The sequence below is a fragment of the Desulfovibrio sp. ZJ369 genome (assembly GCF_011039085.1).
Lineage (GTDB): Bacteria > Desulfobacterota > Desulfovibrionia > Desulfovibrionales > Desulfovibrionaceae > Desulfovibrio.
This window is the reverse complement of the sequence record NZ_JAAKEI010000024.1, coordinates 1-25,079: the sequence shown is the minus strand read 5'-3', so window position 1 is coordinate 25,079 and position 25,079 is coordinate 1. Positions and strand designations below refer to the sequence as shown.

The window sequence follows — 25,079 nt, the reverse complement described above, 5'->3', positions numbered from 1 at the left end:
TCTAATTGCCGACAGCCCAGGACAGACGGATCTGAACTATTAAGTGCAATAATTTTGTCATGTTATCGTAATAGCCGGGAAGAGCCGCTCCGGCGGCGCGCCACGACTTGACTTTTGCGGCGCGCGGGTGTTCCGTACACGCGGAACGCGGGGAATTCCGTGCAAGTCGGAAACAGTCGCGCTGCGGTAAGAGGGTACGAAGCTTCTTTGATCCCGCCGGATCATGACAGCCAGTCGCATATATGATGCGGTGAAGGCGAAGCCGAGGCGCGGGGCGCAGGCCCCCATATCCCTCAAGTCCGAAGACCCGCCATCGCGGTTTTGCCGCGCCTTCATAAACCCTGTTCAACGCGTTATTGAGGAGGTTGCCATGAGGCAGGTTTGCCTGCGCGCTTTTCTGCTTTCCGTCGTCATGCTGGCCGGTCTGGCCTTTGCCGCCCAGGCCGCGGAAAAAGCCCCCAAAGAAGGACTGTTGCTGGTGGCCTTCGGCACCAGCGTGCCCGAGGCCCTGCCCGCGTTCAAAGCCGTGGATGGATCCTTCCGCCAGGCCTTTCCGGAATGCCCCGTGGTCTGGGCCTACACTTCGCAGATCATCCGCCGCAAACTGGCCAGCGAAGGCCGCCCTGTGGGCGGCATCAGTGATGGCCTGGCCAGACTTGCCGCAGACGGCGTGAAGGTGGCGCGCGTGCAGCCCCTGCATGTGATGCCCGGCGAGGAATTTACGGCCCTAGAGCGGGCCGTGCTCATTGATCTGCAAAAGCATCCCGGCCGCTTTGAGGCTGTCTATCTGGGCCGCCCCCTTCTTGAATCGCGCCAGGACGCTCTGGAAGTGGCCCAGGCCGTGCTGGAGAACATGGGCGACAAGCGCCGCCAGCATGAGGCACTGGTGCTCATGGGCCACGGCCAGGCTCACGGCCGGGCGGATCTGGTCTTTGAAGGCACGCGCGCGCTGTTCAGGGAAAATGACCCCCTGGTCTTCATGGCCACGGTGGAAGGCGCGCGCGGCTTTGAGGATCTGCTTGCCGAGCTCAAGGCGCACAAGGTCAAAAAAGTCTGGCTGCAACCGCTCATGCTGGTGGCCGGAGACCACGCGCGCAACGATCTGAGCGGCCACGATGAAGACTCCTGGGCTTCCAGGCTCAAGGCAGCCGGTTTTCAGGTGGCAAGCGAACTCAAAGGCCTGGGCGAAGTGGCCGGCGTGCGCAAGGTATATGTGCGTCACGCCAGGGAAAGCGCGGATGATCTGACCAAAGAACCCAGGAAGCAATAAGCCGCAGGGCAGACACTAGAGCATTTTGCTTTTGAAATTATTCAATTTCAAAAGCGGCGCTGCCATCATTTCGCGTCCAGGCTTCAGCCGTTGCGACGAAGGAAGCTACGGATGAAGACAGCAACTGGTTACTGCGGCAGCCAGCCAACGCAACCGCTGTCGCTATCCGTAAGCAAGCAAAGCTTGCTAACGGCTACCGCAACGCGGTCTGGACGCTCATTCGGCGCGGGCGTCCGCTCCCGCGGCCGCCAGAGCGGTTGCCGTTTTCAACAGCAAACCGCTCTCCGGCGCGCGCCGCGCACGGGCATACGGGCGGAGGATCAGCGCGTGTCGATGACCCGCTTGGATTTGCTGAAGGTGCGCGGCAGGCTGGCGTAGTCCGCCACCTTCACCTCAATGCGGGCCAAAATGGCCTTGTGCAGCCGGCGCGCAAGAGCTTCGGCCAGGGCCGCGTCCCCGCCGGATGTCCGGTTCTGGGCGCGCTCCACCGTCAGGGTCAGATGATCCAGGCTGCGCTCGTCCCGGCTCAAGGCTATCTGATATTCGCCGCCCAGATCGGGGAAGGCATTGATCACTTCCATGATCTGCCCGGGATAGATATTCACGCCCCGGTAGATGATCATGTCGTCCGAACGGCCCAGGATGCGATCATGGCGGGGCATGTTCAGGCCGCAGGCGCACGGGCCGGGCAGCAGGCGGGTCAGATCATGGGTGCGGTAGCGCAGCAGGGGCACGGCCTCTTTGCACAGGCTGGTGACCACCATTTCGCCGGTTTCGCCCTCCGGGACAGGCTGCAGGGTGGCCGGATCCAGCACTTCGATGATGAAAAGATCCGCCCAATAATGCAGGCCCGTATGCGCGTCGCAGTCAATGGCCGTGCCCGGGCCGTACATTTCGGTCATGCCCGCGATGTCGTAACTGCCTTCCAGGCCCAGCTTGCTCTCAATGGCCAGACGCATTTTCTCGCTGCGCGTCTCGGCGCCGCAGATCATTTTGCGCAGCCTGATTTCGTCGCGCAGCCCGGCGCGCTCCACTTCCTCGGCCAGCAAAAGGGCCATGGAAGCCGTGGCCCCGAAACAGGTGGCCCCCACATCCCGCAAGAGTTGCAAATGCATTTCCAGGTTGCCGGGCCCCACCGGGATGGTCAGCATGCCGAAGCGCTCGCTGCCGAGCTGAAAGCCGGCTCCGGCGGTCCACAGGCCGTAGCCCACGGCCACCTGCATACGGTCATCGGGCGTCAGGCCCGCCAATTCATAGCAACGGGCCATCTGCAGGCTGAAGGTCTCAATGTCGCGGCGGCTGTACGCCAGAATCTTGCGCTTGCCCGTTGTTCCGCTGGAGGCGTGGATGCGCACCACCTCCCTGGGCGGCACGCAGAGCAGGGGCAAAGGATAGCCCTGGCGCAGATCCTCCACGTCCGAAGTGGGCAAAAGGCGCAAATCATCCAGGCTGCGGATGTCCTCAGGCTGCACGCCGCAACTGTCCAGGCGGGCGCGGTATTGCGGCGAATTGCGGGCCTGGCGCAGAGTATAGCGCAGGCCTTGCAGTTGCTTTTCGCGGATCTGTTCGTCAGTGAGCTGCGGTATGAAACGGCGGGCTGTCTGCATCTGGCCCTTCCTTGATTGCCTGTTGCGGTTGCGGGCGTTCTGCGCCTGCCTGTGGTGTAGTGCAATCCGGCATATCCCGCAAGGGCAGCAGCTCAAGGGACGCCGCGGACGCGCCCGGCCGCACCAGGTACAGCGGGGCGTGCCGCGGGTACAGGCCCCAGAGCTTGGCGCTGCCGCGGCCCACGTCCCGGCCGTCGGCGCTTTGTGCCCAGACCAGATCCGCGTCGGCCCGGGCGAAAAACACGGGAACCAGCCAGTGCCGCAGGCTTGCGCTTTGGCCGCGGCCCAGCCAGCGCGCAAGAGCGTCCGCCCAGGCTGGCGGCAGCCAGCGCGCCAGGCCGGGATTGCCGAAATAGTAGACATGCGCTTGATCGGGACGAGCCTGATCCGGGGGCAGGCGCAGCCGCAGATCCAACCGGTCCCAGTACTGCCTGGCCGTCAGATCCGGTTGGTTTGGGCCTCCCCGGTCTGGGCCGGAAAGGCCCAGGCAACGATCGGGCCGGGGGCAGAGCGCCACGGATTTGAGCTTCCAGGCAGCGGCCACGGCCTGGTTGATCCAAAAGTCCGGGTCATATTCCAGATCCTGCTGGTAAGAGCCCAGCACCATGTAACGGTCGCCGCGCACCGGCAAGGGCGGCACGCAGACCGCCTGGCCCGCGGATTGCGCATAGAGCGCGTCGCGTTCCCGGCAGGCCGCGTCCGCAGCCCGGAACAGCAGCATTTCGCGGGGAATCAGGGCCAGACACCAGATAATGAAAAGCAGACGCGCCGCCTGCGCAAGCCGGAAGGAAAAACAGACGGGAGCCGGTGGGGAAGGACGCAGGCGCATTGCCCGGCGCGCCGCCGTCAAAGCCCCGATCAGCAGCAAAACCGCAATGACGGTATAGGCCCGCTGGGGCGGCGCGGGCGCGAAAAGGTAGGCTCCCTGGCCCAGCGTTGCCGCGGCCAGGCATATCCAGGTCAGAGCGGGCGTCTCCCGCCACAGTCTTTGCTTGCCCCGGCGGGCCAGCACATACAGGCTCCACCCCAGAATCAGATACGGCAGCCAGAACAGCATCTGGACCTGGGGCAGGCGCAGAAGAAAGGCGCTTATTTTATCCGCAAGGCCAAACTGCAGGAATTCCGGCGTGCGCAAAAGCATGCGCTGCGCATTGCCCGGCGCGAGAAAAACGATCAGGCAGCCCAGGCAAACGCCTGCCGCTCCGGCAACATAGAAGGCCAGACGCCCCCCGCCGCCCTGCTTGCGGCCGCAGTGATAAAAACAGGCGCAGGCGGCCACGCTCAGCAGAGCGCACAAAATGGGCGTGAGATATTCAATACAGCCCACGAAAAGACCCAGAAGAGCAAAGGCGGCCACAACTGCCGGGTGATGCGGGCGTGATTGTGTCGGCGCTTCCAGCCGGAAGCGGTAGGGCAGCAGAAAGGCCAGCGCCGAGCAGGCTCACGGCATAACCAAGGCCGGTGCGCCAGAAATAGACATTCCCGAAGCTGGGCAGGCCCACCGCCAGCAGGCCAAGCGTGAGCAGCAGACGGGAGGCCGTCAGTTCCTGCCGCCAGGACGTTCCGTAGACATGCAGCAGCAGAGCAAAGGCCGTCCCGATGATCAACAGCGGCGTCAGCGCCACATAGACCCAGCCGGGCAGGGCAAGGATTGCGCCAAGCACCAGAAAACTGCCTATGCGGCCGTCCCAGGTGCCGTACATCTGCAAGGAGCGCCGGAACACGTCGGCCGCGGAAGCCGCTTCCTGCGGCCGCACGGGCGCGCCAGCCATAATTTCGGCAAAAGGCTGCTCCGTGCCCCTGGAAAAGACGTAGTCGTCGGACATATACGGGGTATGCGCGCAAAACCAGGCCAACAGCCCGTACGCCAGGATCGCTGCGGCCGACAGCGCATGCCAACGGCTCCCCGCGCGTTGCCCCACGGTATTCCCCAAGCCGATCATGACTGCCCGCGCCATTGTCCGGAATACCCCAGGGCAGCAGACGCTCCCCTTGCTCAGTAAGCGCCTTTTTTCATTTTCCTGAACATTCTCATGCACCCTTCTGCTCTCTATAGATCTTTCGCACAAGAAAAATCGGACGGTGCTTGGATTCAAGGTAGTTTCTTCCCAAATACTCGCCAAGAATGCCGATGCCTATCAGTTGCAGGCCGCCCAGAAAAAGCATGGTGACAAGTAATGAAGCATAGCCGGGCACGTCCACGCCGAAAATCAGCGTTCGCATCAAAATGAAGAGGCCATAACAAAAATCCAGAAAAGCTATGCTCGCGCCTAAGTAAAGCCATATCCTCAATGGGATTGTACTGAAGCTGGTTATGCCCTCCAACGCAAAATTCCACAATCGCCACGCGCTGAACTTGGTATGGCCCGCTACCCGCGCCGGTCTTGCATAATCAATGCATGTCCTGCGGAAGCCCACCCAGGCAAAAATGCCTTTCATAAATCTACAGGATTCAGGCAAAGAATTGAGGGCATCCACAACGCTCTTATCCATCAATCTGAAGTCGCCCACATTTTCGGGCAACTTCTGCATCGCGAACGTATTGTGAATGCGGTAAAAGCAGCCTGCCGAGACTCGTTTGGCCCAAGAATCTTCTTGCCGCTTCACCCGTCGCGCCAGTACAACCTCGTACCCTTTCCGCCATTCTTCAAGCATCACCGGGATAAGTTCAGGAGGATCCTGCAAATCCACGTCAAGCGGCACAACCACGCGTCCCCCGGCAAATTTCAGGCCGGCGGACAGCGCCGCTTCTTTGCCGAAATTGCGGCTAAGATCAATAATTACAATTCTTGCATCCTTTTTTTGTTGCTCCAAAAGACATTTCAGCGTGCGATCCTGGCTTCCGTCATTGACGAAAACCATTTCCAACAAGATCGCCTTTTGATTTTCAAAAACTTCATTAATTTTTTTTAGAAAAACCGGTATGGCGTCTTCCTCGTTGCATACAGGGATAACCAAGGAGAGCAACAAGGGGACATCGTCCTCGTACTCCCTTGGCTCAAGGTCTTCCGGAAGCATTCCCTCCCCACATACGTCGTGCGGATTTTTCATAACGCCTCATACCAGCAGACAGTATTTTCAGACATATCTCAACAGCCGTGCCACATCCGCGTGAATGTTTTCCGCATGGGCCGCAGGCCTAAAGTATATGGTGTTCTGTATGGTAATTCAAGGAGGAAGGCAGATCCATACAAACAAGCGATGCCGGGTGGTCGACGGCACGGCCAGGAGCCTCCTTCACAATCACCCTGTTCTATGAAAAACAGGCGCAGGCGGCCACGCTCAGCAGAGCGCACAAAATGGGCGTGAGACAATCCCCCAAGCTCAATCCCGGCTCTTCCCAAGGCCTTTTCTCCTCCAGGCCAATGCACGACGGCAGCAGTCGCCGCCCCTGGAGGCTACGGCTGCCGCTCTTGCGGACCGGCAACCCCTTCCAGCAGCAGGCAAACCTTTTTCCACAAGCCTCTGTTTTCAGCGCACAATTCCCGCCGTTCCTCCTCAAGGGCCGTCAGGCGTTTTTTCAGCTCCGCGCACTGCGGGCAGGACCACTCCCGGCTCTCGTGCGGAGCGGCGGCCGCGGTCTGTTCCGCCTGATTCGCAGGGGTCAGGCACGGGGCGAGGTCGTGCGCCGCTTCGCGGGAGGCGGATTCCGCGCCAGTCAGCAGCCAGTCAAGCGAAGCGCCTGTGAAGGCGCAGATTTTAAGAATAACGTCGGATTTGGGCAGATTTTCGTCCCGCTCATAAAAGCCCAGAGCGCCCTTGCTGATCTCAAGCCTGGCGGCGAATTTTTCCTGTGATTCCTTGCCGCGAGCCATTTTGATGCGTGAGCCGAGAGTGGTCATGGTGTCCTGTTTGCGCAAAAAGGAATATCCAGTCAAAAGGCTTCTTTTCTGCTCAAGCTAAAAAATAAAACATTTTTCTGTTTTTTTGCTTGATTCAAACAGAAAATTAACCTAAAAGGACTGTTGGCCTCGTTCACTCTGCGAAACAAGAACTTATAGGCCTCACCATCGAAAAGCAATGCGCTGCTTGCGGTCCCGGCCGGGAAAACCCCATGCCAAAAGGACGGCATGGCTGTTTGTATTTTTATGACAGACGGGTCTTTGATTGCCGGGCAGCGGCGGCAGGAAAATTTTTAGAGCATAGTGCTTTTAAAACGCTCGCTCCGGCGCTTAACGGCTCAAGTAAATTTCGCCTGCGCCTATCTCTGCTGTCGCCATCCGCAAGGCGGCACAACCGTCAGAGGCTGACGCGCGCGGCGTCTCCTCACCGGCGCAAGCGGCCGGCCGGAAATGCCGCGGGTCTTGTCCCCCTGACGGCAAAGTTTTTTTAAGACCGGGCTCAGGGCAGGAATATCCGGTCCGCTCCCTTTTTTCGGCAGGTAAGCGCAGATGGACCCGGATATGAAGAATTCCGCTGCCCCAGTCGGCTGCGCCCCCATTCATGTGGTTCATGTGGTGGAGTCTTTTGCAGCGGGCTGCCTGGCGGCCATTGCCACGCTGTGCCACTCCGCGCAGGAGGGGCTCCGGCATTCCATCATTCATGCCACGCGCCCGGAGACGCCGAAAAACTTCGCGGAGTTTTTTCCCGGCGATGTTGCGTTTTATTCCCTGCCCATGGCGCGGAGCATCAGCCCTGTGCAGGACTGGCGGGCTTTTATGGGCTTGCGGACATTGCTCGCCCGGTTGCGGCCCGACGTGGTGCATTGTCATTCCTCAAAGGCCGGTTTTCTCGGGCGCTGGGCTGCCCGCAGTCTGGATATGCCTTCCGTGTACACGCCGCACGGATTTGCTTTTTTGCGCACGGATGTGAGGCCTTGGCAACGATCCTGCTACAAGCTGGCCGAATGGCTTGCGGCCCGCGCAGGCAATGCGCTCGTGGCCTGCGGCCGGGAAGAGTATGAGCTTGCCTGCCGGCTGGCGGGTAAAAACTGTCAGCTTGTCTGCATTCCCAACGCCGTCAACCTGCAGGAAATGGACGCCTTGCGCCAGAGCATGCCTGTTGTGCAGCCTCCACAAGCATTGGAACATATCCGGGCAGGCACCTGCGGGCGCATGGAGCCGCAACGCAATCCCCGGCTTTTTGCCGAGCTGGCGACTGCCTTGAAAGACGCCGCGTCTTGGACATGGATCGGCGCGCCCTCAAAAACAGCCGCCTTGCCGCCGCATGTGAAATGCTCCGGCTGGCTCAGCCGGAGCGAGGCGCTGACGCGCCTCGCGCAACTTGATATATACGTTCACACTTCTCTCTGGGATGGTCTTTCCTACGCTGTTCTGGAAGCCATGACCTTCGGCAAGCCCGTAGTGGCCACGGACATCCCTGCCAACAGGGCCATTGTCGAGCACGGCGTGACTGGCTTTTTGGGAGCTTCGCCCCAGGAAATGATCGCGTATGTGCGCCTGCTTGCGCAGGATGCGGCCTTGCGGCGCAAGATGGGCGCGGCAGCGCGCCGCCGCGTGGAAGAACATCACGACGCTGCGCGCAATTACCAGGCGTACGTCAACCTGTATCGCAGCCTGGCCCAAAAGCGGAACAAGGCATGAGCAACCTGCCGCGCCTGTTCCGGGACTTGCCGCATCTTTCCACCTTTTTTTCCTTCAGCGCCATCCAGGCTGCGCAACTGCTCCTGCCTTTGCTGGCTCTGCCGTGGCTTGCCCGGGTTCTGGGGCCGGCAGCCTTTGGCCTGCTGATGTATATGAGCGTGATTTCCGTTGTGGTCGGCCTGGTCATGGATTGGGGCTTTACGCTTGGCGCGGTGCGCGCGGCGGCCGTATGTCGTGAAAAACCCGTTGCGCTGGCGAAAATCCTGGGGGATGTGCTTTCCGCCAAAATGCTTCTGGCTGCCGCCTGCCTGGCGGGCAGCCTTGTTTTGCTGCCTTTTCTGCCGCATGCCGCAGCGCATCCGGGCGCGTATGCTCTGGCCGTGCTGGGCGGGCTGAGCCGCGGCATCAACCCCACCTGGTTTTTTCAGGGCATGGGCAACGGCATGCGGCGCATGGCTGTTTGGGACACAGGCAGCAGCGCGGCGGTCTTGCTTTTGACCTTCGTCTGTGTGCGCGCAGCGGCGCAGTGGCCGCTGTATTTGTTTTTATCGGCGCTGTGCAAAGGTCTGGTCTACGCTCTGCTGACAAGCGGTCTGCTGCGTCGTTATCATGTTTCTTTCAGCCTCCGCAGCGGCCTCCAGGCTCTCTCGCGTACCAAAACGCTTTTCGGCGGCGTGCTTTCATCCTTACTGTATAATAACGGCACGCAACTGATTCTGGGTTTTTTTCTTCCTCCGGCCCAGATGGGCATGCTCATGGCCGCGGATAAGATCGTGCGCGCGGCGGTCAGTCTGAGCAATCCGGTCACCCAGACCCTTTTTCCTGAAATTTGCGCCTTGCGGGCTGGGGAGCAGAGGCGCGCGGCGCATTTGTTGCGCTGGTCCCTGCTCGGTACCGCGCTCGTAATGCTTTGCGCGGCAGCCGCGATCTGGTATGCCGCGCCGTTGCTGATCAGTCTGGCATTGGGCAGGGACTATGCCGCAGCCGTGCCGATTCTACGGATCATGGCTTTTCTGGCCCCCATTCTGGCCTGTAATTTCGTGCTGGGCACGCAAACCCTGGTTTCTTTCGGGCAGGAGAAAGCACTGGCGTTCACCCTGGCGGCCGCAGGCGCGCTGAGCCTGCCCGCAGCCGCCCTTATCGGGCATTTCTGGGGGCTTACGGGCGCTGCCTGCTTGCCGCTGCTGGTGGAAGGCGGCATATTTCTCGGTCTTTCCTGGTCTGTGCTGCGCTTTTGCCCGGCTGCCTTTTTTCCCCCTGTGTCAAAGGATGCGGAATAACCATGACCTGCCCCTTGAGCGTCATCGTGCCCGCGTACAATGCCGCGCCCTGGCTGGCGCGCTGCCTGGATGCGCTTTTAGCGCAGGAGTTGCGCGGTCTGGAGATCATTCTGGTGGACGATGCCTCCACTGATGCCACGCCGGACATCGGCCGCCGCTACGCCGCGACCTGTCCCGGGAGAATCCGTTTTCTGGCGCAGCCCCGCAACATGGGGCCCGGCGCGGCCCGCAATGCCGGGCTGGCCGTGGCCCAAGGCGAATATCTGGGCTTTGCGGACGCCGACGATCTGCCTGATCCGCAAATGTTTTTGCGCCTGTATGAGGCCGCGCGTGCGGCATCGGCCCAGGTTGCCGTCTGCGGCATGCGGGTTGTGACCGGGGAAAAGACGCGCATTCTTTTGCCTGAGCATATCCATTGCGCGCAGGATTTGCTCAGGGACAGCAACTTGCTCTCTTCTCCCTGGAACAAGATTTACCAACGCGCCTTCATTGAGGCCAAGGGCATACGCTTTCCACAGTCGCGCATGTCCGAAGACATGGCCTTCGCCTTCAAGGCTCTGGCCGGCGAGCCGGGGTTGGTCTGCGTCAACAGCGCGTTATATGCCTATGTCAAGCATGGCTCCTGCGTGACGCTGGATATGTCCAAAAGACGGGATGCCTTGAGCAGTCTTGCCGATCTTAAAGAATATTTGATACGCAACAGTCTGTATGAAACGTATGCATCTTCCTATAGAAAGGCGTTCTTCTTGCATCTTTTCTATTATCCTGCCTGCCTTCTGCTTATTGACGCGCTGATGAAGGGGAACAACAGATGGCGCACTCTGAAGCAGGTGCCGGGCTATTTTTACGAGCTGCTGAAGTTTTTGATCAGGAGTTGAGCATGCCTCCCGCATCTTCCCCGCAATGGCCGCTGCGTTTGTTCGCCTTTCTGCTGATTCCTTTGGCCTGCTGGCAAGTATGGTTGTTCCGAGGCATACCCAATTATTACGCGCAGCATTTTTTGCTGTATCCCTGCCTGGTTTTCATGTTCTGGGCCTGGAGAAGGCGGCTCTGGAGCGTGGCTGAAGCCTGGGGCGTGCTGCGGCCTTTCCTGCCCTGGCTCGTTTTGCTCTTCGTCATGCAGGCTGCGGCAGGCTGGCAAAGCGCGCAGCTCTACCTGCCGCAAAACGCTTCCAGGCTCCACGCCGTGCTTTTGGGCCTGCTCAAACTCGCTGCGCAAATTCCTTTTGTGCTGTTTTTCGCCATGCTTTGCCGCGTGCTCATGCGGGACGCCGCAGCCCGCCGCCTACTGGTGCGCGGCGCGTGCTGGACTTTTGCCGCTCTGGCGTTGTGGTGCGCCGTGCAGGCCATATACGTTTACGGCGTATCGACCATGTATTATCAGGCCGGGGAAAGTCGCAGCCCGCTCAGGAATCTGGTGCATGAGACGCTGGCCGCGCTTTCGCCCTGGCTGGAAGCGCGCTGGCCGGACAGCACTTATGATTTTTACAGCAAGGGCGCGTATGCCCTGACACTAGCCCGCTTTAACGGTTTTTTTGAAGAGGCTTCGGCTTTGGCAGCCATGATCGCGGTGTTTTTCGTGCCCCTGGCTTTCGGCCTGCTGGCAATGGCGTATCGCGGCCGCAAATTTTTATTTGCAGGCTTCAGCATCCTGACTTGTTGCCTGGCCATCATGATATTGTGTCGTTCCGGCACGGGGCAAATTCTCGCTGCCGTGACGCTGGGACTGGCCTTGCTCTTTTGCCTGCGCGGGGGAGGCAAGGGCGCCAAAACCCTTATCACTCTGGCTCTGGCCGCTGGATGTGTATATGCAGCCATGAATACGCCCCATATACACAATTATCTGCTGAAGAGAAGCATGTGGCAGAATGTCAGCAATCTGCCGCGCGTCGTAGTGACCCTTGATACGCTGGAGATGATTGCAAAATATCCTTTGCTGGGGGTAGGGCGCAACTGGTATTTTGCGCACCTGCACAATGGGGCACACTATATGCAAAATCTGCAAGATAAAGAGCTGCGCGATTGGAAGGAGAAAGGCAGTGGCGGCGAGCTTTCGGCTCTTCCCGCCTTGGGGGCCCAATACGGCCTGCCTTTGCTTGCCTTGGCTTTTGCGTTTACAGGAAGCGTCTGGCTGCGTCTGCATACGTTGCATAGGATTCGGCCAGCCGACAATACCTTGAGTTTCGCGACCTCAGCCTGCACAGCTTGGCTGGTGCTGGGCTTTGTAGCCTCGCTGGCGGCCTTGGATGTTCGCAATCCCTTATTTTCTCTGCCCTTTTTCTGTTTTTACGCCCTTTCGCAACATATGGGTCTGGAAGATAGCGCCGGGAGCGGCACGGCATGACGCATTGTCTGATCCTTTTGCACAGTTTCGGCGGCGGCGCGGAAAATATCGCTTTGGAGTTGGCCGGGCGCCTCAATCCCGCGCGTTTTCATATCGTGCTGGCCTGTGTGCGGCATATCCCGGCCCTGGCCCGACGCAGGCCTGCGGGCATACGGCTCTGCATGCCGGAAAGGCCGGGATTTTTTGCGGCCTTGCGCAACGCCGCGCGCATCCGGCATTTGGCGCAGCGCAGCGACGTGGTTCTGGGCAGCCTGGAGTTGCAAAGCATTTTCTGGGCAGCTCTTGCGGCTCCGGGCCGCGCTGTGGGCTGGCTGCACAAGGACGTGGCCGGGTATCTGGCGCAAAAGGGATATCTTTACGGGCGACTGTATAAATTTCTGCTGGGCTGGGCCCTGGGCCGCTGCGGCGCGGTGGCCTGCGTCAGCCGCGGCATTCTGGAATCATCGGCCTGCCTCTGGCCCCGCTTGCAGCCGCGTTTGCGCGTTCTCTGGAACCCGGTGAACACGGCGGATCTGCGCAGGCGGGCGGCTGCGCCTTTGCCTGAATCGCTGCGGGCCTGCTTTGCAGCGCCGGTCATTCTCGGAGTGGGCAGGCTGGAGCGGCAAAAGGCCTTTCACCTTTTGCTGGAAGCGCATGCCTTGCTTTTGCGACGCGGAATGAGGCAGCATCTCTGCATCCTGGGCGAAGGCTCGGAACGCGCGCGGCTGGAAGCCGATATCCGCCGCTTGGACATCCGTGACACCGTTTATTTGCCGGGCTTCATGGAGCCGGCTCCGGTTATGGCCCGGGCCCGGGCGCTGGCGCTCAGTTCCCTGTTTGAAGGTTTTTCTTTGGTTCTTGTGGAGGCCCTCTGCGTAGGCTTGCCGGTGGTGGCCGCGGACTGCCCCAGCGGCCCCGGCGAAGTGCTTGCCCACGGCGCTTACGGCGCGTTGACGCCGGTAGGGGATGCTGTTGCCCTGGCCGACGCTTTACAAAAAGTGCTGGAAAAAAAGCCTGACCCTGCCGTTCTGGAAGCGGGGAAATCCCGGGCTGAAGTTTTCGCGCCCGAGGCGACAGTGGCGGCCTGGGAAGAGCTCTTGGCGGAAGTTGGGAAGGTTTCCGGGAAAAATAACGGAGAGTAGTAACAATATGATGTAAATGTGTTCTATCCCTCCCAAAGGAGGACCCATGAAAGCAAAGCCCGACTGCCCCAAGTGCCATGCCAGCATGGTATAGCGAAGCGGAAAGATTCTGGGGAAACAAATGGCTCTTTTTGCCAAGTTTCATGTGAGGGGAACTCTGGATGATAGTAAGGCATTATTTAGTTAATACTCTCCCGGAAAATATCGCTATGTTTGCTGGCATGTGTCTTTATACCGCCCTGAATTACTTCGGCCAGAGATTCTGGGCGTTGAGGCAGATACTATGATGTTGCTAAAAAATAAAATTTCTCTATCCTCTGCGTCTCTTTTTGTAGGGATAACTATTCTTAGTTTATTCTTAGCAGACATGGTATATAATTTTATTTCTATACCAGCATTCCGACATGATGAATTAAAATATATCCCTTCCTATTATGGAAAACTACGTGCTGAAGGGCGTTGGCTAAACTATTTATTTTTTAATTCACTGCAATATGTAAATATAAAGTTTGCATCTAGTATAGGTATAGGATGTTTTTTTATATTTGCATATCGGTGTATGGAAAATGTATTAGAAAAAAAATATGCAATATTGATTGCACTTTTGTGCTTGTTTATTCCCCCTATACACTTACTTAATGAGTGGGCCCAAACAGCGGTTTTGAGTCTTGTCCTTTTAGCGATGGCATCACTTTCCTATAAAAGTGTCCATAAATTATTATTCTTTCTCATTTTTGGTATTCTTTTTAATGGCGTATTAAGTCATTTCTATTTTCTTCTTCCTCTTCTTTTTATTGGAGATAAAAAATTAGATAAATACATAATATTTTACTGGATAGTTGGCTTTGTCGTTGGATTTATTATCACCCAAATAATAACACTTATATTATGTAGAAGCTTTATTCGATTAGATTCATGGAGAAATCCAAATTACATTTATGGACTTGAAGATGCTATTATTAATTTGAAAAAGGCATCTCGAAATATAATTTCTACTTATAACTTTTTTGGCAAAACTGCTCTTTGCTTTCTTCCCATTTGTGGTTTGCTTATTTCTTATGAAATATTCAAAAAGAATTTATCATTAATTCATATTGTTGTTCTCGTAATGGTTTCTTTGAGTATTTTTGCATTAGCAATTCCGGCAGGATTAAATACGGATCTAAGATCAACTACCTGCCTTTTTATGGCAACTATTATGGTTTTTGTCCTTGCTCTTCGAAAAATTAGGATTGCTCTTATACTCTTTGCCATCTTTTTATCGTCATATTTTTATATGCACAATATGCAAAACATCACATTTATAAAAACAGTGATGAGTTCATGGATGTCGGATCTTTCTTCTATTCCAGTTGTTCCGGAATCAATTAGAGGATTAGTCGTTTTATCGGAAGATAAAGATTTTAATCGGTTATCTGGCAACATTCAGCAGAATACGCATGTCCGCTCCAGATCCACAGAAGGCCTCGGAGAGGCAATGCGATGGAGACCTGTGGCGTGTGAACTCGGATATGGGAATGTTATGTATGGTAATGAGGCAAAAAATTTTGTAAAAAAGCAGGGGATGACAGAAAAGCTGAAGTCAGCTTCTTACAAGGAAACCAGTTATTATCGCTATACTGTTATTGATAATTACTTATTTTTATCTGTGAAATGACTGAAGGGAGGCTACCCAAACGAGCCCGCCTTCATTTATTCTACTGCCCGCGCACCGGCAAAAGCCCGCCCAGTTCAATGCCGCGCCGACTGACCTCAGCCCGGTAAGCGTACATCTCCACCCCGGCGGCCGCAGCCTCGTAAAACAGCGCGGCATAGGCCGGATCAATGAAGTCCGCGGGCGCAAAGCACTGCCCGTCCGGGCGCTGCACCAGGTAGAACATGGCCGCGCGCTCCCCTTGCGCCACAATATCCATGAGCTCGCGCAAATGCTTTTGCCCCCGCTCGCTGGCCGCGTCCGGGAAGCAGGCCGCGTCGTCTTCAACCATGGTCACGTTTTTACACTCCACCCAGAGCAAGGGCAAGCCCGGCCCGCTCAGGCAGGCGTCCAGGCGGCTTTGCCCGCGTCCGGCCTCGCGCGCAAGCCGCGTATACCCGGCGGCAAAGGCGAGCCGCCCGGCCGCAAAAGCCGCTTCCAGCATGCGGTTGGGCACGCTGGTGTTCACTCCCACCCAAAAGCCGCGGCCTCGTGCCCCGGCCGTCTGCCCCTCGCCGCCACGGGCCAAAGGCCGCGGCTCCGGGTCCAGGGCCTGCGGCGTGGCGGTCTCCGCCAGCCAGACGCATTCCTGAGTGTACTTGAGCTTGCGGGCCGGATTGGCGGCCGGTGAAGCCAGCACCAATGCGCCGGGCCGGGTCAGGCCGAGCATGCTGCCGGAATTATTGCTGTGCACCCAGAGTTGCTCGCCGTTCAGGCGCAATTCCACGCTGAAGCGTTTGCGCCGCTGCACAAAGCGCCCGACGACGCAGTCAGGCGGAAAGGGCAGCAGCGGACCGGCGGGCTGATGCCTGCCGGGGCTTTGCCGTTCGGATTCAAGACAGACATGCCTCATAGTACACCCGGAAGTTTTGCGATGATTTTTAGGGTCAGCCCTGGGCTCAGATCCCTGCGCATTTACACCCCGCGCCGAACCTGCTAAAAAAGTTGCGCGTCAATCCGTCCCGTATCGCCGCGTCCGCGCATCTCAACGTGAAGGAGCCCTCCATGCAGATTTCCGAACGCTTGCGCAGCATCAAACCTTCTCTGACTCTCAGTGTCAACAGCCGGGCCCTGGAGCTCAGAGCGCAGGGCGTGGAGGTGACCAGCCTGGCCGTGGGCGAACCGGATTTCCCCACGCCCAGGCACATTTGCGAAGCGGCCAAAGCCGCCATTGACGCCAATTTCTGCCGCTATACCGCAGTGCCCGGCATCCCCGATCTGCGCAAAGCCGCAGGCGGGTATTTCGAGCGGGCCTACGGCGTGCCCGTGCCCGCGGAATCAATCATCATCGGCGCAGGCGGCAAGCATTGCCTGTACAACTTTCTGCAGGCCACGCTCAATCCGGGCGACGAAGTGCTAATCCCCGCGCCCTACTGGCTGAGCTATCCGGACATGGTGGAGCTCGCGGGAGGGGTGCCCGTGACCGTGCATGCCGGGCCGGAACGCAATTTCAAGGTGACCCCCCTCATGCTTGAGGAGCGGACCACCGACAAGACCAGGCTGCTGATCCTCAATTCGCCCTGCAATCCCACGGGCGCGGTTTACACCGACAGCGAATTCACCCGGATCATGCGCTGGGCTCTGGCGCGCGGCATTTTCGTGCTGGCCGACGAGATTTACGATCAGCTCGTTTTTCCTCCGGCGCAGATGACCACAGCCGTCACCTGGTTCGAGCACTGCCCGGAGCTGGTGGCCGTGCTCAACGGCCTTTCCAAGAGCTACGCCATGACAGGCTGGCGCGTGGGCTTTCTGGCCGCGCACCCGGATCTGATCAAAAAGATTTCCGCCATGCAGGGGCACAGCACGTCAAGCATCTGCTCCATCGCCCAGAAGGCAGCCGTGGCTGCCCTGGAAGGGCCGCAGGATTGTATTGCGGAGATGCGCGCGGCTTTCATGCGCCGCCGCGATCTGGCCATGAAGATCATCGGCGACTGGCCCTGGGCGGTCTGCCCCAAGCCGGACGGGGCTTTCTACCTCTTTGTGGATGTGCGCAAGTGCTACGGCGGCGCGGTGAACAATTCCACGGAGCTGTGCACTTGGCTGCTGGACAAGGGGCATGTGGCTCTGGTGCCGGGCGCGGCCTTCGGCGACGACAATTGCGTCCGCCTCTCCTATGCCGTGGCGGACGAAGTGCTGGCCGACGCCCTGAACCGTACCGGCGAGCTGCTCTCGGAACTGGCCGGGCAAAACCGCTGAGCAGAGGCAGGGCGCATCGGAGAAAAGCCCGCGGGCCGCGCCCCTGCAAGGGCACCGGCAAAAAACGCCCGCCATGTTTTGCGGAGACGCTGCCAACCACGCACGCCTGCCAGAGGGTTGAGCCGCGCTGCTGCGGAAAATTTGCAAAAAGAGTATTGACAGGCAAGGCCCTTTTGGGCAATATGCCTTCTGCCGTGGGGCTGTAGCTCAGTTGGGAGAGCGCTTGAATGGCATTCAAGAGGCCGTCAGTTCAATTCTGTCCAGCTCCACCATCCAATGAAATCAACCGGTTAGGATGAAAATCCTGGCCGGTTTTCTTGTATGTAAAATCGGACATCATTCAAGAGCGCGTAGCAAAGGAAGGTTGGCAATACGAGATTGAGGATGTTGAGGAGGAGAAAGAAATGGATTACAGAGAAGAGGGTTTTACAATGAAGTTGGTATATTCCCCCATGCAGATGAGAGATAGGGAAGATCCAAATGGCTGCGGGGAATGTTGAGAATTAGTGGCTACGCAAGATAACTATTTGCATTTTAAAAAGTTTTTCGTAGTAATATATGGAGTAGCCAAATGACCTTATACCCATTCAGAATAATCGGCAAAAAAGCTTATGAGCTATGACGAACAAATTTTATCCTAAAAAGAAACAAATTATCCTAGATAACGGTGAGAGAGCTGAAGCTACATGTCCCCTCGTTGTATCTGCTAGCCGAAGCACAGATATACCAGCTTTCTATATTTCATGGTTTATGCAACGTCTGAAAGTAGGATACTCGCTATGGCATAATCCATTTGGGGGAAAATCATATGTATGCTACGATAATACTAAATTTATTGTATTTTGGTCAAAAAATCCAAAGCCGCTTTTAGAACCTTTGACAAAATTACACGGCTTAACTCCATTAGAATATATCAAAGAAAAAGGAATTTCCTGCTATATACAATATACTCTTAATGACTATTGCAACGAAGGATATGAAGCAGGAATTAGGGATTCTCTCGGAGGTAGGATCGAAACCTTTAAACAACTCGTAGAGAAACTTGGAAAAGGTGCAGTTATATGGCGTTTTGATCCACTTATATTAACAGATAAGATAAATATCGAGGTTCTTATTTCCAAAATAAGTAACTTAGGAGAACAATTAAAAGGATATACAGAAAAACTTGTATTCAGTTTTATCGATATAATGAATTATGCAAAAGTAAAACGAAATCTGAAACGAAAACATATTAATTGGATTGATTGGACACAAAAAAAGATGCATGAATTTTCCGCAAAACTTGTTCTAATGAATCAAGAACTGGGCTGGAATTATGAGTTGGCTACTTGCGGTGAATTAGTAAAATTACCTGGAATTGAGCATAACCATTGCGTAGATGACCGGTTGCTCGTCAGATTTGGTAATCAATCGCCTGAATTAATGAATTATTTACAGGCCGAGATCATCGAACAAAAACAAGAGAAACGTATAACCCAGTTAAGTCTGCTTAATGATCAGCAAATCAATTCACAGATTAATATACCAGAAGGAGCATTTCCGATTGGGAATGGAAAGTATGCTATAATTAAGGGAGATAATCGCCATATAGGTATGCGTACTGCATGCGGGTGTATGAAAAGTAAAGATATAGGACAATATAATACATGTCCCCATCAATGTGTATATTGTTATGCAAATACAAATGAAGCTGTAGCCATAAAAAATTGGCGACAGCATAGAGATAATGCGAATGCCGACACAATAATTGGAGCTTAAGAATGGATGAGAATGGATATTTGGAGTATATCCAATCATTGCCTCAACAAGATATTGATTATATTATTGCTAATTCAGAAGAATATTTGACTGGTACAGGATATACTGGCTATCCTAATCAATATCCTGGAGTGGATAGAGGAAAGTCAATATTTTGCACAGGAGAACAATGCGCAGCTTATATGGCCGCTTACGGCAAACGGCATAGACAGGTTCTGAATCATATATTTAGTGGAGAATCCTTTGAATCCGTACACGAAATGATAGCATGCGGATTTGATTTATATGATTGGGCTTGTGGCCAAGGCATCGGAACTCTTACACTTTTGGAAAATTTATATGAAACTGGTTTGCTTGGGGCTGTGTATTCAATTACTTTGATGGAGCCTTCAAGTATTGCTTGTAACATTGCTGAATACCATATAAACAAATTATATTCGACAACAAGATTTACAGGTGACATTAATAAATTAAACATTGACCTTTCAGTTGAGAGGAATCAAGGCAAATTTTATGTAATACGCACACCAATGAAATGTAGTATGCATATATTATCTAATATTATAGATATAGCCAACATTGATTTGCCTTGGATAGTTTCTATTATAACGCATATGTGCGGTGATCATGTTGTTATTACTTCAGATCCCTTATTTAACGAGTATAGGATTACAGAATTTTTATCATATATTGAATCTGAAGTCCCAAGAATTATTTATAAAAAACAGTATCGTAACGAAGAATTTGGGTATTTTCATAATGGAAAACAATATGGGTGTATCAATAATATAATCTCGTTTAATATCTCAGATGAGTATTCAACAAGAAGTGAAGTAAAAGGAATACGAATCTTATAATTTACAGATATCACTGATCAGCACTGGTCAATCTCATTCGCTCTTCTCATAGAGCATTTTCACTTTGAAAATGCTCTGCTGACGCGAAAGCGGCACCTTTGACTTTCATAAAAAGTCAAAGGTAATCTGCTCTAATTTTGTATGGGTAATGATATTTCTGAACGCTCAGGCAGGGCGAAGCCATGGCCGCCGTGCGCGTCAGCCATTGGCGGTTGTGCCGCCTTGCGGATGACGACAGCAGAGACAGGCGCAGAAGAAATTTACTTTCGCCGTGAAGCGCCGGAGCGAGTGTTTCAAAAGCGATATGCTCGATCAGAGTAACTTTCAAACGCGGTGCGTTTCCATGTTTCGTTCCGCCCCACTGGCCGGAGGCAGTCCCTGAAGGGCCTGGCCTCCGGTCAGTGGGGCGGAACCCGCGCCGCAAGACGGCGTTAGAGTATTGTAAAACTGCCATCCTCTGACACTCACCGCCGCCTGGGCGCAAGGCCCAGGCGTTCGGCCAGGGCCCAGGCCTGAAGCCCCAAGGGCAGCAGGCCTGCCGCAGCAGCGCGGCAGCGCAGCGATCCCCAGGCCAGGCCCGCCAGAAAAGCCGTGCCCACAGTGCGCAACGGCCTTCTTTTGAGAAAGGCCAGAGGATCAAAGCGGGCCGAAGCAGAACGCAAACGTTCCTTGGCTTCCCCTACGCTGTAGTTTTTTTCTTTGGGAGCGACATCCATAACAAGCCTCCGGCGATGCCCGCGCAGATCAGCCCGATGATGCACAACACCCAGGCCGGATGCAGCACAAGCGAGAGGGCCTTGTACAAGGCCGCCACAAAAAAAGCCACAGCCGCGACGCCGAAGAGCAGCCCCAGCGCAAGCAGCAAAGCCATGCGCAAGGTGCGCAGGACATTGTGCCGCAGGAGCTGCCCTTCGGCCTCAAGCAGGTCGAAAAAACTGATGATGCATTCAGTCAGACCTTTCACGGGACTGCTTACTTGGATTGACGGAACAGCCAGGAAAGCACGCAACCCGCGCCGAAGGCCACGGCCACGCATGCCAGGGGGTGCTTGCGCACATGCTCGCCCATGTTTTCCACGCCCGCGCTGCCTGCTTCATACATTTGGTGCATTTTGTCGGTGGCCATTTTCCGGTAATGCTCCAGTTCGTTCGCCAGCTTGGCGATCAAATCCGACGATACGGCCGATCCGCTCTCGCCCAGCGATTTGACCAGTGTTTCCACCTGATCGCGCAGGTTGGTCAACTCATTGCGCAAGGCATCCATAGGTTCTTCATTGTTTTCAGCCATGATACTATCTCCTGTTCGGGCAGCGCCCTTGTCTTCGGAATAAGGGACAGATCATGTGATCCGTCCGGGTGAAATATAGATAATCAAATATTGTAAAAATGGCAATTCGCAGATCTCAGCCTTCATCCGCTCCCGATCCATGCGGATTTGGATTTTTACATGCCGTGCTCCCTCTTCGTGCCCGGTGTGGCCGTTCCGCAGCCCGGCGGTCGCGCAGCCGGGCCCTGCCCCTGGCGCGCAGGTAAAAGGGGATATAGCCGGGATTGCGTTTTTAGGGTATGTATGACCAAAAGATTGCCACGCGCAATCCTCTTCCCGCTCAAGCCATAAGGTTTTTTTTCAACCGCGCATGACTGCGGCAGGCGGCAAAGCCGGGCCGCGGCACGCCCGACGGCTTCAGCCTGGGGCCGGGTTCCGGCCTTTCGTCATGCCGTGAAGGAACAGCAAATGCCCGCTTATCAGACCTTCCCCTACCGTAGCGGCTCCTCCAACTCTCTGGAAAAGCTGGCCTGTCTGGCTCTGCCCCCGCTGGCGGGCAAAAGTTTTCTGGATGTGGGCTGCAACGAGGGCTTTTTCTGCGGCTACGCTTTTTTTGAGGGCGCGCGCAAGGTGCTGGGCATTGACCGGAACGCGTCCTTTCTTGCCGCTGCGCGGCGCTTCTTCCCGGAGTGCGTCTTTCTTGAGCAGGATTGGGAAGATCTGGACCCAACGCAAAAATTCGATGTCATTCTCTGCGCCTCGGCCCTGCATTACGCCGTGGATCAGGAGAAGCTGCTTCATTCTCTGGCGGGCATGCTCGCGCCGGACGGCCTGCTGGTTCTGGAGCTCGGCATTGCGCCCGGCGACGAGGCGCAATGGGTTGAGGTGCGGCGCAGCATAGACGTGCGCCGCTTTCCCACCCGGCGCCTGCTGGAATCCCTCCTCAACGGCTATGCCTGGAAAGACATGGGGCAGAGTCCGCGGCAGATCGGCGATCCTCTGCCTCGTTTTGTCTACCATATCCGCCGCAAAAAACCCTATATCTTTCTGCTCCTGCAGGAATCCGGCTCCGGCAAGACTTCCATCCGCCGGGAAATTTTCGGCGCGCACGCCGCCATTGCCGGGGACATGCTGATCGCGCAGATCGCCGCCGGGCAGATTGCCTGCGCCGAGCCCCTGCGCGCCTGCGCGGCGCAGAACTTCAATCCCGCGCGGATCAGCCATGCCGTGCGGCGGATCTGCGCCGCGGGACTGCTGCCGGAGTATCTTGCTCTGGCGCTGAGCCGGGCCGAGGGCCGCACGGCGGTTTACGACGGCTATATCCCGCCGGAATATCATGGGATAGTGGAGGCGTATTGCGCCGCGCACGGCTATCTGCCCGTGCTGCTGCGCTGGCCCGCTCCGCACGCCCTGGGCAATTGCGGCGCGCACGCCAGACAGGAGGCGCGCAAATACCAGATGTACCTGGCGGCGGCCATGAAAAAAAACCTCTGATCCCGGCCTGACGCGGACGCGACGCAGAACGGGAGCAAAACGAAAAGCCACTGCGCAAGCCAGAGGCATTGACTGCGCGGTGTACCTGCCGCAAGCAGCCGAAACCGCGGCTGCCAAGGCCCCGGCAAAAAGGCGGCAATCCTTGCCCCAACGGCTCCCGGTCCGCTCAAAGGCTCCCTTCAAGCCTCAGCAGAGCTTTTTTGAGCGGCAGGCCCCCGCCGTAGCCCACCAGTCTGCCGTCCGCGCCGATGACCCGATGGCAGGGGATCACAATGCTGATGGGATTGCGATTGTTGGCCAGGCCCACGGCCCGGCAGCCCCGCGGGCAGCCCACGGCCTCGGCGATCTGTTTGTAACTGCGCGTCTCGCCGTAGGGGATGCGGGTCAGGGCCTCCCAGACCTTGCGCTGAAAATCCGTGCCCCTGGGGGCCAGTGGCAGCTCGAAGGATTTACGACGGCCGGCCAGATATTCCTCCAGTTGGACGCGGGCCCGACGCAGGATCGGGCTTTCCTGGCACAGCGCGTCCGCGGGAACGGCGGCCTTGTCCCTGGCGGACAGGCCCAGCATCACGATCCGGCCGTCCTCCTCCACAACGGTCGCTTCGCCCAGGGACAGAACATAGGTTTGAACGTGCTTCACGCCTGGGCCTCCTTTGCTTTGGCGGACGCGGACGCAACCAGCAGAAAAGCGAAAAATGCGCCCAGCACAGCCACCACGGTCAGGCTCTGCATGGCGCGGGGCAGGCCGTAGACGTCGGCTATGCGGCCCAGCACGGGCGCGGCGATGCCCCCCATGCTGCTGGCCAGGCCCAGGGTCACGCCTGAGGCCAGGCCGATGTTTTTGGCCAGATATTTCTGACCCAGCACCACCATGGAACTGAACGGCGCATACAGGGAAAAGCCCAGGGGCAGCAGCAGAGCATAGGCCGCGTAAAGATTGTCAGCAAAGCCGAAAAGAATCACGGTCGGAATCAGCAGCAGATACGAGAGCCGGATGATTTTCAGATAACCAAAGCGATCCGAAAGCATGCCGCCGGTGAAGTTGCTGAGCACGCCGAAGGTGCAAAAGCAGGTCAGGGCCAGGGCCCCGGCATCCTTGGACTGCCCGAAATGACCGACCCAGTAGAGCGGAATAAAGGTATTGCAGCCCACAAAGAGAATGGAGCGGGAAATAATGGCTCCGGTGAGTTTGGAAAATTCCTTCCAGTTGTTCTCGCCGACGCATTCCTCCTCTGCTTCCTCTGCCTGCCCGGCCGCTGCCTTTTTGCTTTCCGCGGCGTCCAGCGCAGGGCGTGAGCCGCTCGTTGCCAGGGGCTTTTTCAGGCTTGCCATGCGCGCGATCTGAGAGAGCAGAATGCACGCCATAAGCAGGGAAATGGCCCCGAACACGGCAGTGCCCCGCATGCCGAAGCCGTTGATCGCGGCCACGGCCAGAACCGGCCCCAGCACAAAGCCGCTGTTGCCGCCCACGGAGAAAATGCTCAGGCCGGTGCCCTTGGTCCTGCCGGAAACCCTGTTGGCAAAGCGCGCGCCTTCGGGATGAAAGAGCGCCGCGCCCACGCCGCTCACCGCGATCACCGCGAAGATGGCCCAATAACTGCTCATAAAGCCCACGGCCCCCAGGCCGCCCCCGGCCAGCAGCACGCCCAGGGGAATGAACCAGGGCTTGGAGATCTTGTCCGAGAGCCAGCCGAACAGCGGCTGGATGATCGAGGAGAGGCAGGAAAAGGCAAACATCAGCCCGGCCGCGGCCTGGTAGTTGAAACCGTAATTGGTGATCAGAAAGGGCAGCACCGCGGGCAGGGCCCCGCCGTTCACATCGCACGACAAATGGCCCAGAGAGACGAGCAGAAGTTTCTTTGTGTCCATGGCCGGACGCTACACCAAAGGCCGGGCAAATCCAAGCCGGGGCAAAGCGCCTCACCGCATGCGGGGCCTGGCCGCGCAGGCCGGGCGCGCCATTCCTGGCAGAAAAAGAAATATTATATTATTGCTTTTTATGTCAGGCCTGGACTATCGTGAGTCTATGGAAACAAAAGAAACGCTTAATTGGGCAATGGCCGCCGTCATCCGCCAGGCGCGGCAGAAAGCGGCCCTGACCCAGGTTGAGCTTGCCGACTTTTCCGGTCTTTCCAGGCCCTATGTCTCCAGCCTGGAGCGCGGCAACATCAACGCCTCGCTCTACGCCCTGATGAACATTGCCGAGGTCTTGAAGCTCGCGCCCTCGGAATTGCTGGCCCAGGTGGAAAAAGAACTGATAAAAGGCCCAATCAAACCCCGCAAAGATACGGGGCGACCGAGAAAGTAGCCTGCCTGTCCCTGACGGCGGCACAATGACCGCGGCCCCCGCGCAAGCGCGCCCTGCGCTCGGCTTTTTCCAATGCCTGAACAAGGCCGCCCTCTTTGCGCCGGGCTGCGGTCCTCTGCCATGCCTGGCGCGGGAAGTTGCTTCAAGCAGAACAGAAACTAAGCAGTTGTTGGTTCAATTTCACACTAGAGCATTTTAACTTTAATTTTTTACATAAAAAATCTAAACTTGTTCTATGAAGTTCGCTCCTGAAAATATTCGTACTATCGTCGTGAAGGCTTACCTGGCAAAACAGGCCACTAGACAGCAGTTGGCTGATATCTTTGGTTATACGCCTGCAAG

24 protein-coding genes, 1 tRNA gene and 1 riboswitch are annotated in these 25,079 nt (G+C 56.6%); of the genes, 13 read left to right on the top strand and 12 right to left on the bottom strand.

What is annotated here, in order from left to right; translation table 11 throughout:
• The first annotated feature begins 108 nt into the window (after positions 1-108).
• Positions 109-330: riboswitch (cobalamin riboswitch) on the top strand.
• 40 nt (positions 331-370) lie between these two features.
• The gene (locus G7Y51_RS08920; RefSeq protein ID WP_165176660.1) at positions 371-1,270 is read left to right on the top strand and encodes a sirohydrochlorin cobaltochelatase; all 900 of its coding nucleotides are present in this window, start codon (positions 371-373) and stop codon (positions 1,268-1,270) included.
• Between the two features lie 320 nt (positions 1,271-1,590).
• On the opposite strand, the gene G7Y51_RS08915 is transcribed toward G7Y51_RS08920, so the two are convergent.
• The 5 genes from G7Y51_RS08915 to G7Y51_RS08895 form a co-directional block, all read right to left on the bottom strand.
• Entirely contained in the window at positions 1,591-2,877 is a 1,287-nt protein-coding gene (locus tag G7Y51_RS08915) for a phenylacetate--CoA ligase (RefSeq protein ID WP_165176657.1), read from the bottom strand.
• On the bottom strand, positions 2,840-4,276 hold the full coding sequence (locus G7Y51_RS08910; protein ID WP_277424688.1) for a DUF6056 family protein: 1,437 nt from the start codon (positions 4,274-4,276) through the stop codon (positions 2,840-2,842). Before G7Y51_RS08910 ends, G7Y51_RS08915 begins: the two co-directional genes overlap by 38 nt.
• Positions 4,191-4,820, bottom strand: a complete 630-nt coding sequence (locus tag G7Y51_RS13885) for a DUF6056 family protein (protein WP_165176651.1) — start codon at positions 4,818-4,820, stop codon at positions 4,191-4,193. The genes G7Y51_RS08910 and G7Y51_RS13885 overlap by 86 nt, the downstream gene beginning before the upstream one ends.
• 88 nt (positions 4,821-4,908) lie before the next feature.
• On the bottom strand, positions 4,909-5,928 hold the full coding sequence (locus G7Y51_RS08900) for a glycosyltransferase family 2 protein (protein WP_241160188.1): 1,020 nt from the start codon (positions 5,926-5,928) through the stop codon (positions 4,909-4,911).
• A gap of 347 nt (positions 5,929-6,275) precedes the next feature.
• Positions 6,276-6,737, bottom strand: coding sequence for a helix-turn-helix transcriptional regulator (locus G7Y51_RS08895; protein WP_206214292.1), 462 nt, complete (start codon positions 6,735-6,737; stop codon positions 6,276-6,278).
• A 543-nt stretch (positions 6,738-7,280) separates the two neighbouring features.
• Here G7Y51_RS08895 and G7Y51_RS08890 point away from each other — a divergent pair.
• The 6 genes from G7Y51_RS08890 (at position 7,281) to G7Y51_RS08865 (ending at position 14,822) form a co-directional block, all read left to right on the top strand.
• The gene (locus G7Y51_RS08890) at positions 7,281-8,420 is read left to right on the top strand and encodes a glycosyltransferase (RefSeq protein ID WP_241160187.1); all 1,140 of its coding nucleotides are present in this window, start codon (positions 7,281-7,283) and stop codon (positions 8,418-8,420) included.
• Positions 8,417-9,700 (top strand): oligosaccharide flippase family protein, encoded by a 1,284-nt coding sequence (locus G7Y51_RS08885; protein ID WP_165176642.1) that lies wholly within the window; start codon positions 8,417-8,419, stop codon positions 9,698-9,700. Before G7Y51_RS08890 ends, G7Y51_RS08885 begins: the two co-directional genes overlap by 4 nt.
• A 2-nt stretch (positions 9,701-9,702) precedes the next feature.
• Positions 9,703-10,578: a glycosyltransferase gene (locus G7Y51_RS08880; protein ID WP_165176640.1), complete on the top strand. Its 876-nt coding sequence runs from the start codon at positions 9,703-9,705 to the stop codon at positions 10,576-10,578.
• A 2-nt stretch (positions 10,579-10,580) separates the two neighbouring features.
• Positions 10,581-12,044: a hypothetical protein gene (locus tag G7Y51_RS08875; protein ID WP_165176638.1), complete on the top strand. Its 1,464-nt coding sequence runs from the start codon at positions 10,581-10,583 to the stop codon at positions 12,042-12,044.
• A complete protein-coding gene (locus tag G7Y51_RS08870; RefSeq protein ID WP_165176635.1) occupies positions 12,041-13,165 on the top strand; it encodes a glycosyltransferase in 1,125 nt (374 codons plus the stop codon). Before G7Y51_RS08875 ends, G7Y51_RS08870 begins: the two co-directional genes overlap by 4 nt.
• Positions 13,166-13,448: 283 nt before the next feature.
• On the top strand, positions 13,449-14,822 hold the full coding sequence (locus tag G7Y51_RS08865; RefSeq protein WP_206214291.1) for a hypothetical protein: 1,374 nt from the start codon (positions 13,449-13,451) through the stop codon (positions 14,820-14,822).
• Between the two features lie 40 nt (positions 14,823-14,862).
• On the opposite strand, the gene G7Y51_RS08860 is transcribed toward G7Y51_RS08865, so the two are convergent.
• Positions 14,863-15,711 carry a DNA/RNA nuclease SfsA gene (locus G7Y51_RS08860; protein WP_165176630.1) on the bottom strand — a complete coding sequence of 283 codons (849 nt, stop codon included), beginning with the start codon at positions 15,709-15,711 and terminating at the stop codon, positions 14,863-14,865.
• Positions 15,712-15,863: 152 nt separating this feature from the next.
• Between G7Y51_RS08860 and G7Y51_RS08855 the strand changes: the two genes are divergently transcribed.
• The 4 genes from G7Y51_RS08855 to G7Y51_RS08840 all read left to right on the top strand — a co-directional run bounded on the left by G7Y51_RS08855 (position 15,864) and on the right by G7Y51_RS08840 (position 19,669).
• A complete protein-coding gene (locus G7Y51_RS08855) occupies positions 15,864-17,054 on the top strand; it encodes a pyridoxal phosphate-dependent aminotransferase (RefSeq protein ID WP_165176628.1) in 1,191 nt (396 codons plus the stop codon).
• 196 nt (positions 17,055-17,250) lie between these two features.
• A tRNA-Ala gene (locus G7Y51_RS08850) sits at positions 17,251-17,326 on the top strand.
• 346 nt (positions 17,327-17,672) lie between these two features.
• Entirely contained in the window at positions 17,673-18,812 is a 1,140-nt protein-coding gene (locus G7Y51_RS08845) for a DUF1848 domain-containing protein (RefSeq protein ID WP_165176625.1), read from the top strand.
• A 2-nt stretch (positions 18,813-18,814) separates the two neighbouring features.
• The gene (locus G7Y51_RS08840; protein ID WP_165176623.1) at positions 18,815-19,669 is read left to right on the top strand and encodes a hypothetical protein; all 855 of its coding nucleotides are present in this window, start codon (positions 18,815-18,817) and stop codon (positions 19,667-19,669) included.
• 115 nt (positions 19,670-19,784) lie between these two features.
• On the opposite strand, the gene G7Y51_RS08835 is transcribed toward G7Y51_RS08840, so the two are convergent.
• From G7Y51_RS08835 to G7Y51_RS08820, 4 genes are all read right to left on the bottom strand, one after another.
• Positions 19,785-19,997 carry a hypothetical protein gene (locus tag G7Y51_RS08835; protein ID WP_165176621.1) on the bottom strand — a complete coding sequence of 71 codons (213 nt, stop codon included), beginning with the start codon at positions 19,995-19,997 and terminating at the stop codon, positions 19,785-19,787.
• Between the two features lie 136 nt (positions 19,998-20,133).
• Positions 20,134-20,385, bottom strand: coding sequence for a hypothetical protein (locus G7Y51_RS08830; protein ID WP_165176619.1), 252 nt, complete (start codon positions 20,383-20,385; stop codon positions 20,134-20,136).
• Positions 20,349-20,633 (bottom strand): hypothetical protein, encoded by a 285-nt coding sequence (locus G7Y51_RS08825; protein ID WP_165176617.1) that lies wholly within the window; start codon positions 20,631-20,633, stop codon positions 20,349-20,351. Before G7Y51_RS08825 ends, G7Y51_RS08830 begins: the two co-directional genes overlap by 37 nt.
• Before the next feature lie 8 nt (positions 20,634-20,641).
• Complete coding sequence (locus G7Y51_RS08820) at positions 20,642-20,956, bottom strand: DUF883 family protein (RefSeq protein ID WP_165176615.1); 315 nt, start codon at positions 20,954-20,956, stop codon at positions 20,642-20,644.
• 447 nt (positions 20,957-21,403) lie between these two features.
• On the opposite strand from G7Y51_RS08820, the gene G7Y51_RS08815 reads away from it, so the two are divergent.
• On the top strand, positions 21,404-22,429 hold the full coding sequence (locus G7Y51_RS08815; RefSeq protein WP_165176613.1) for a class I SAM-dependent methyltransferase: 1,026 nt from the start codon (positions 21,404-21,406) through the stop codon (positions 22,427-22,429).
• A gap of 166 nt (positions 22,430-22,595) precedes the next feature.
• Here G7Y51_RS08815 and G7Y51_RS08810 read toward each other — a convergent pair whose 3' ends face one another.
• A complete protein-coding gene (locus G7Y51_RS08810; protein WP_165176680.1) occupies positions 22,596-22,997 on the bottom strand; it encodes a methylated-DNA--[protein]-cysteine S-methyltransferase in 402 nt (133 codons plus the stop codon).
• A 68-nt stretch (positions 22,998-23,065) separates the two neighbouring features.
• Positions 23,066-24,298, bottom strand: coding sequence for an MFS transporter (locus tag G7Y51_RS08805; protein WP_165176611.1), 1,233 nt, complete (start codon positions 24,296-24,298; stop codon positions 23,066-23,068).
• Between the two features lie 157 nt (positions 24,299-24,455).
• On the opposite strand from G7Y51_RS08805, the gene G7Y51_RS08800 reads away from it, so the two are divergent.
• Positions 24,456-24,737: a helix-turn-helix transcriptional regulator gene (locus G7Y51_RS08800; protein ID WP_165176609.1), complete on the top strand. Its 282-nt coding sequence runs from the start codon at positions 24,456-24,458 to the stop codon at positions 24,735-24,737.
• Positions 24,738-25,079: the final 342 nt, after the last annotated feature.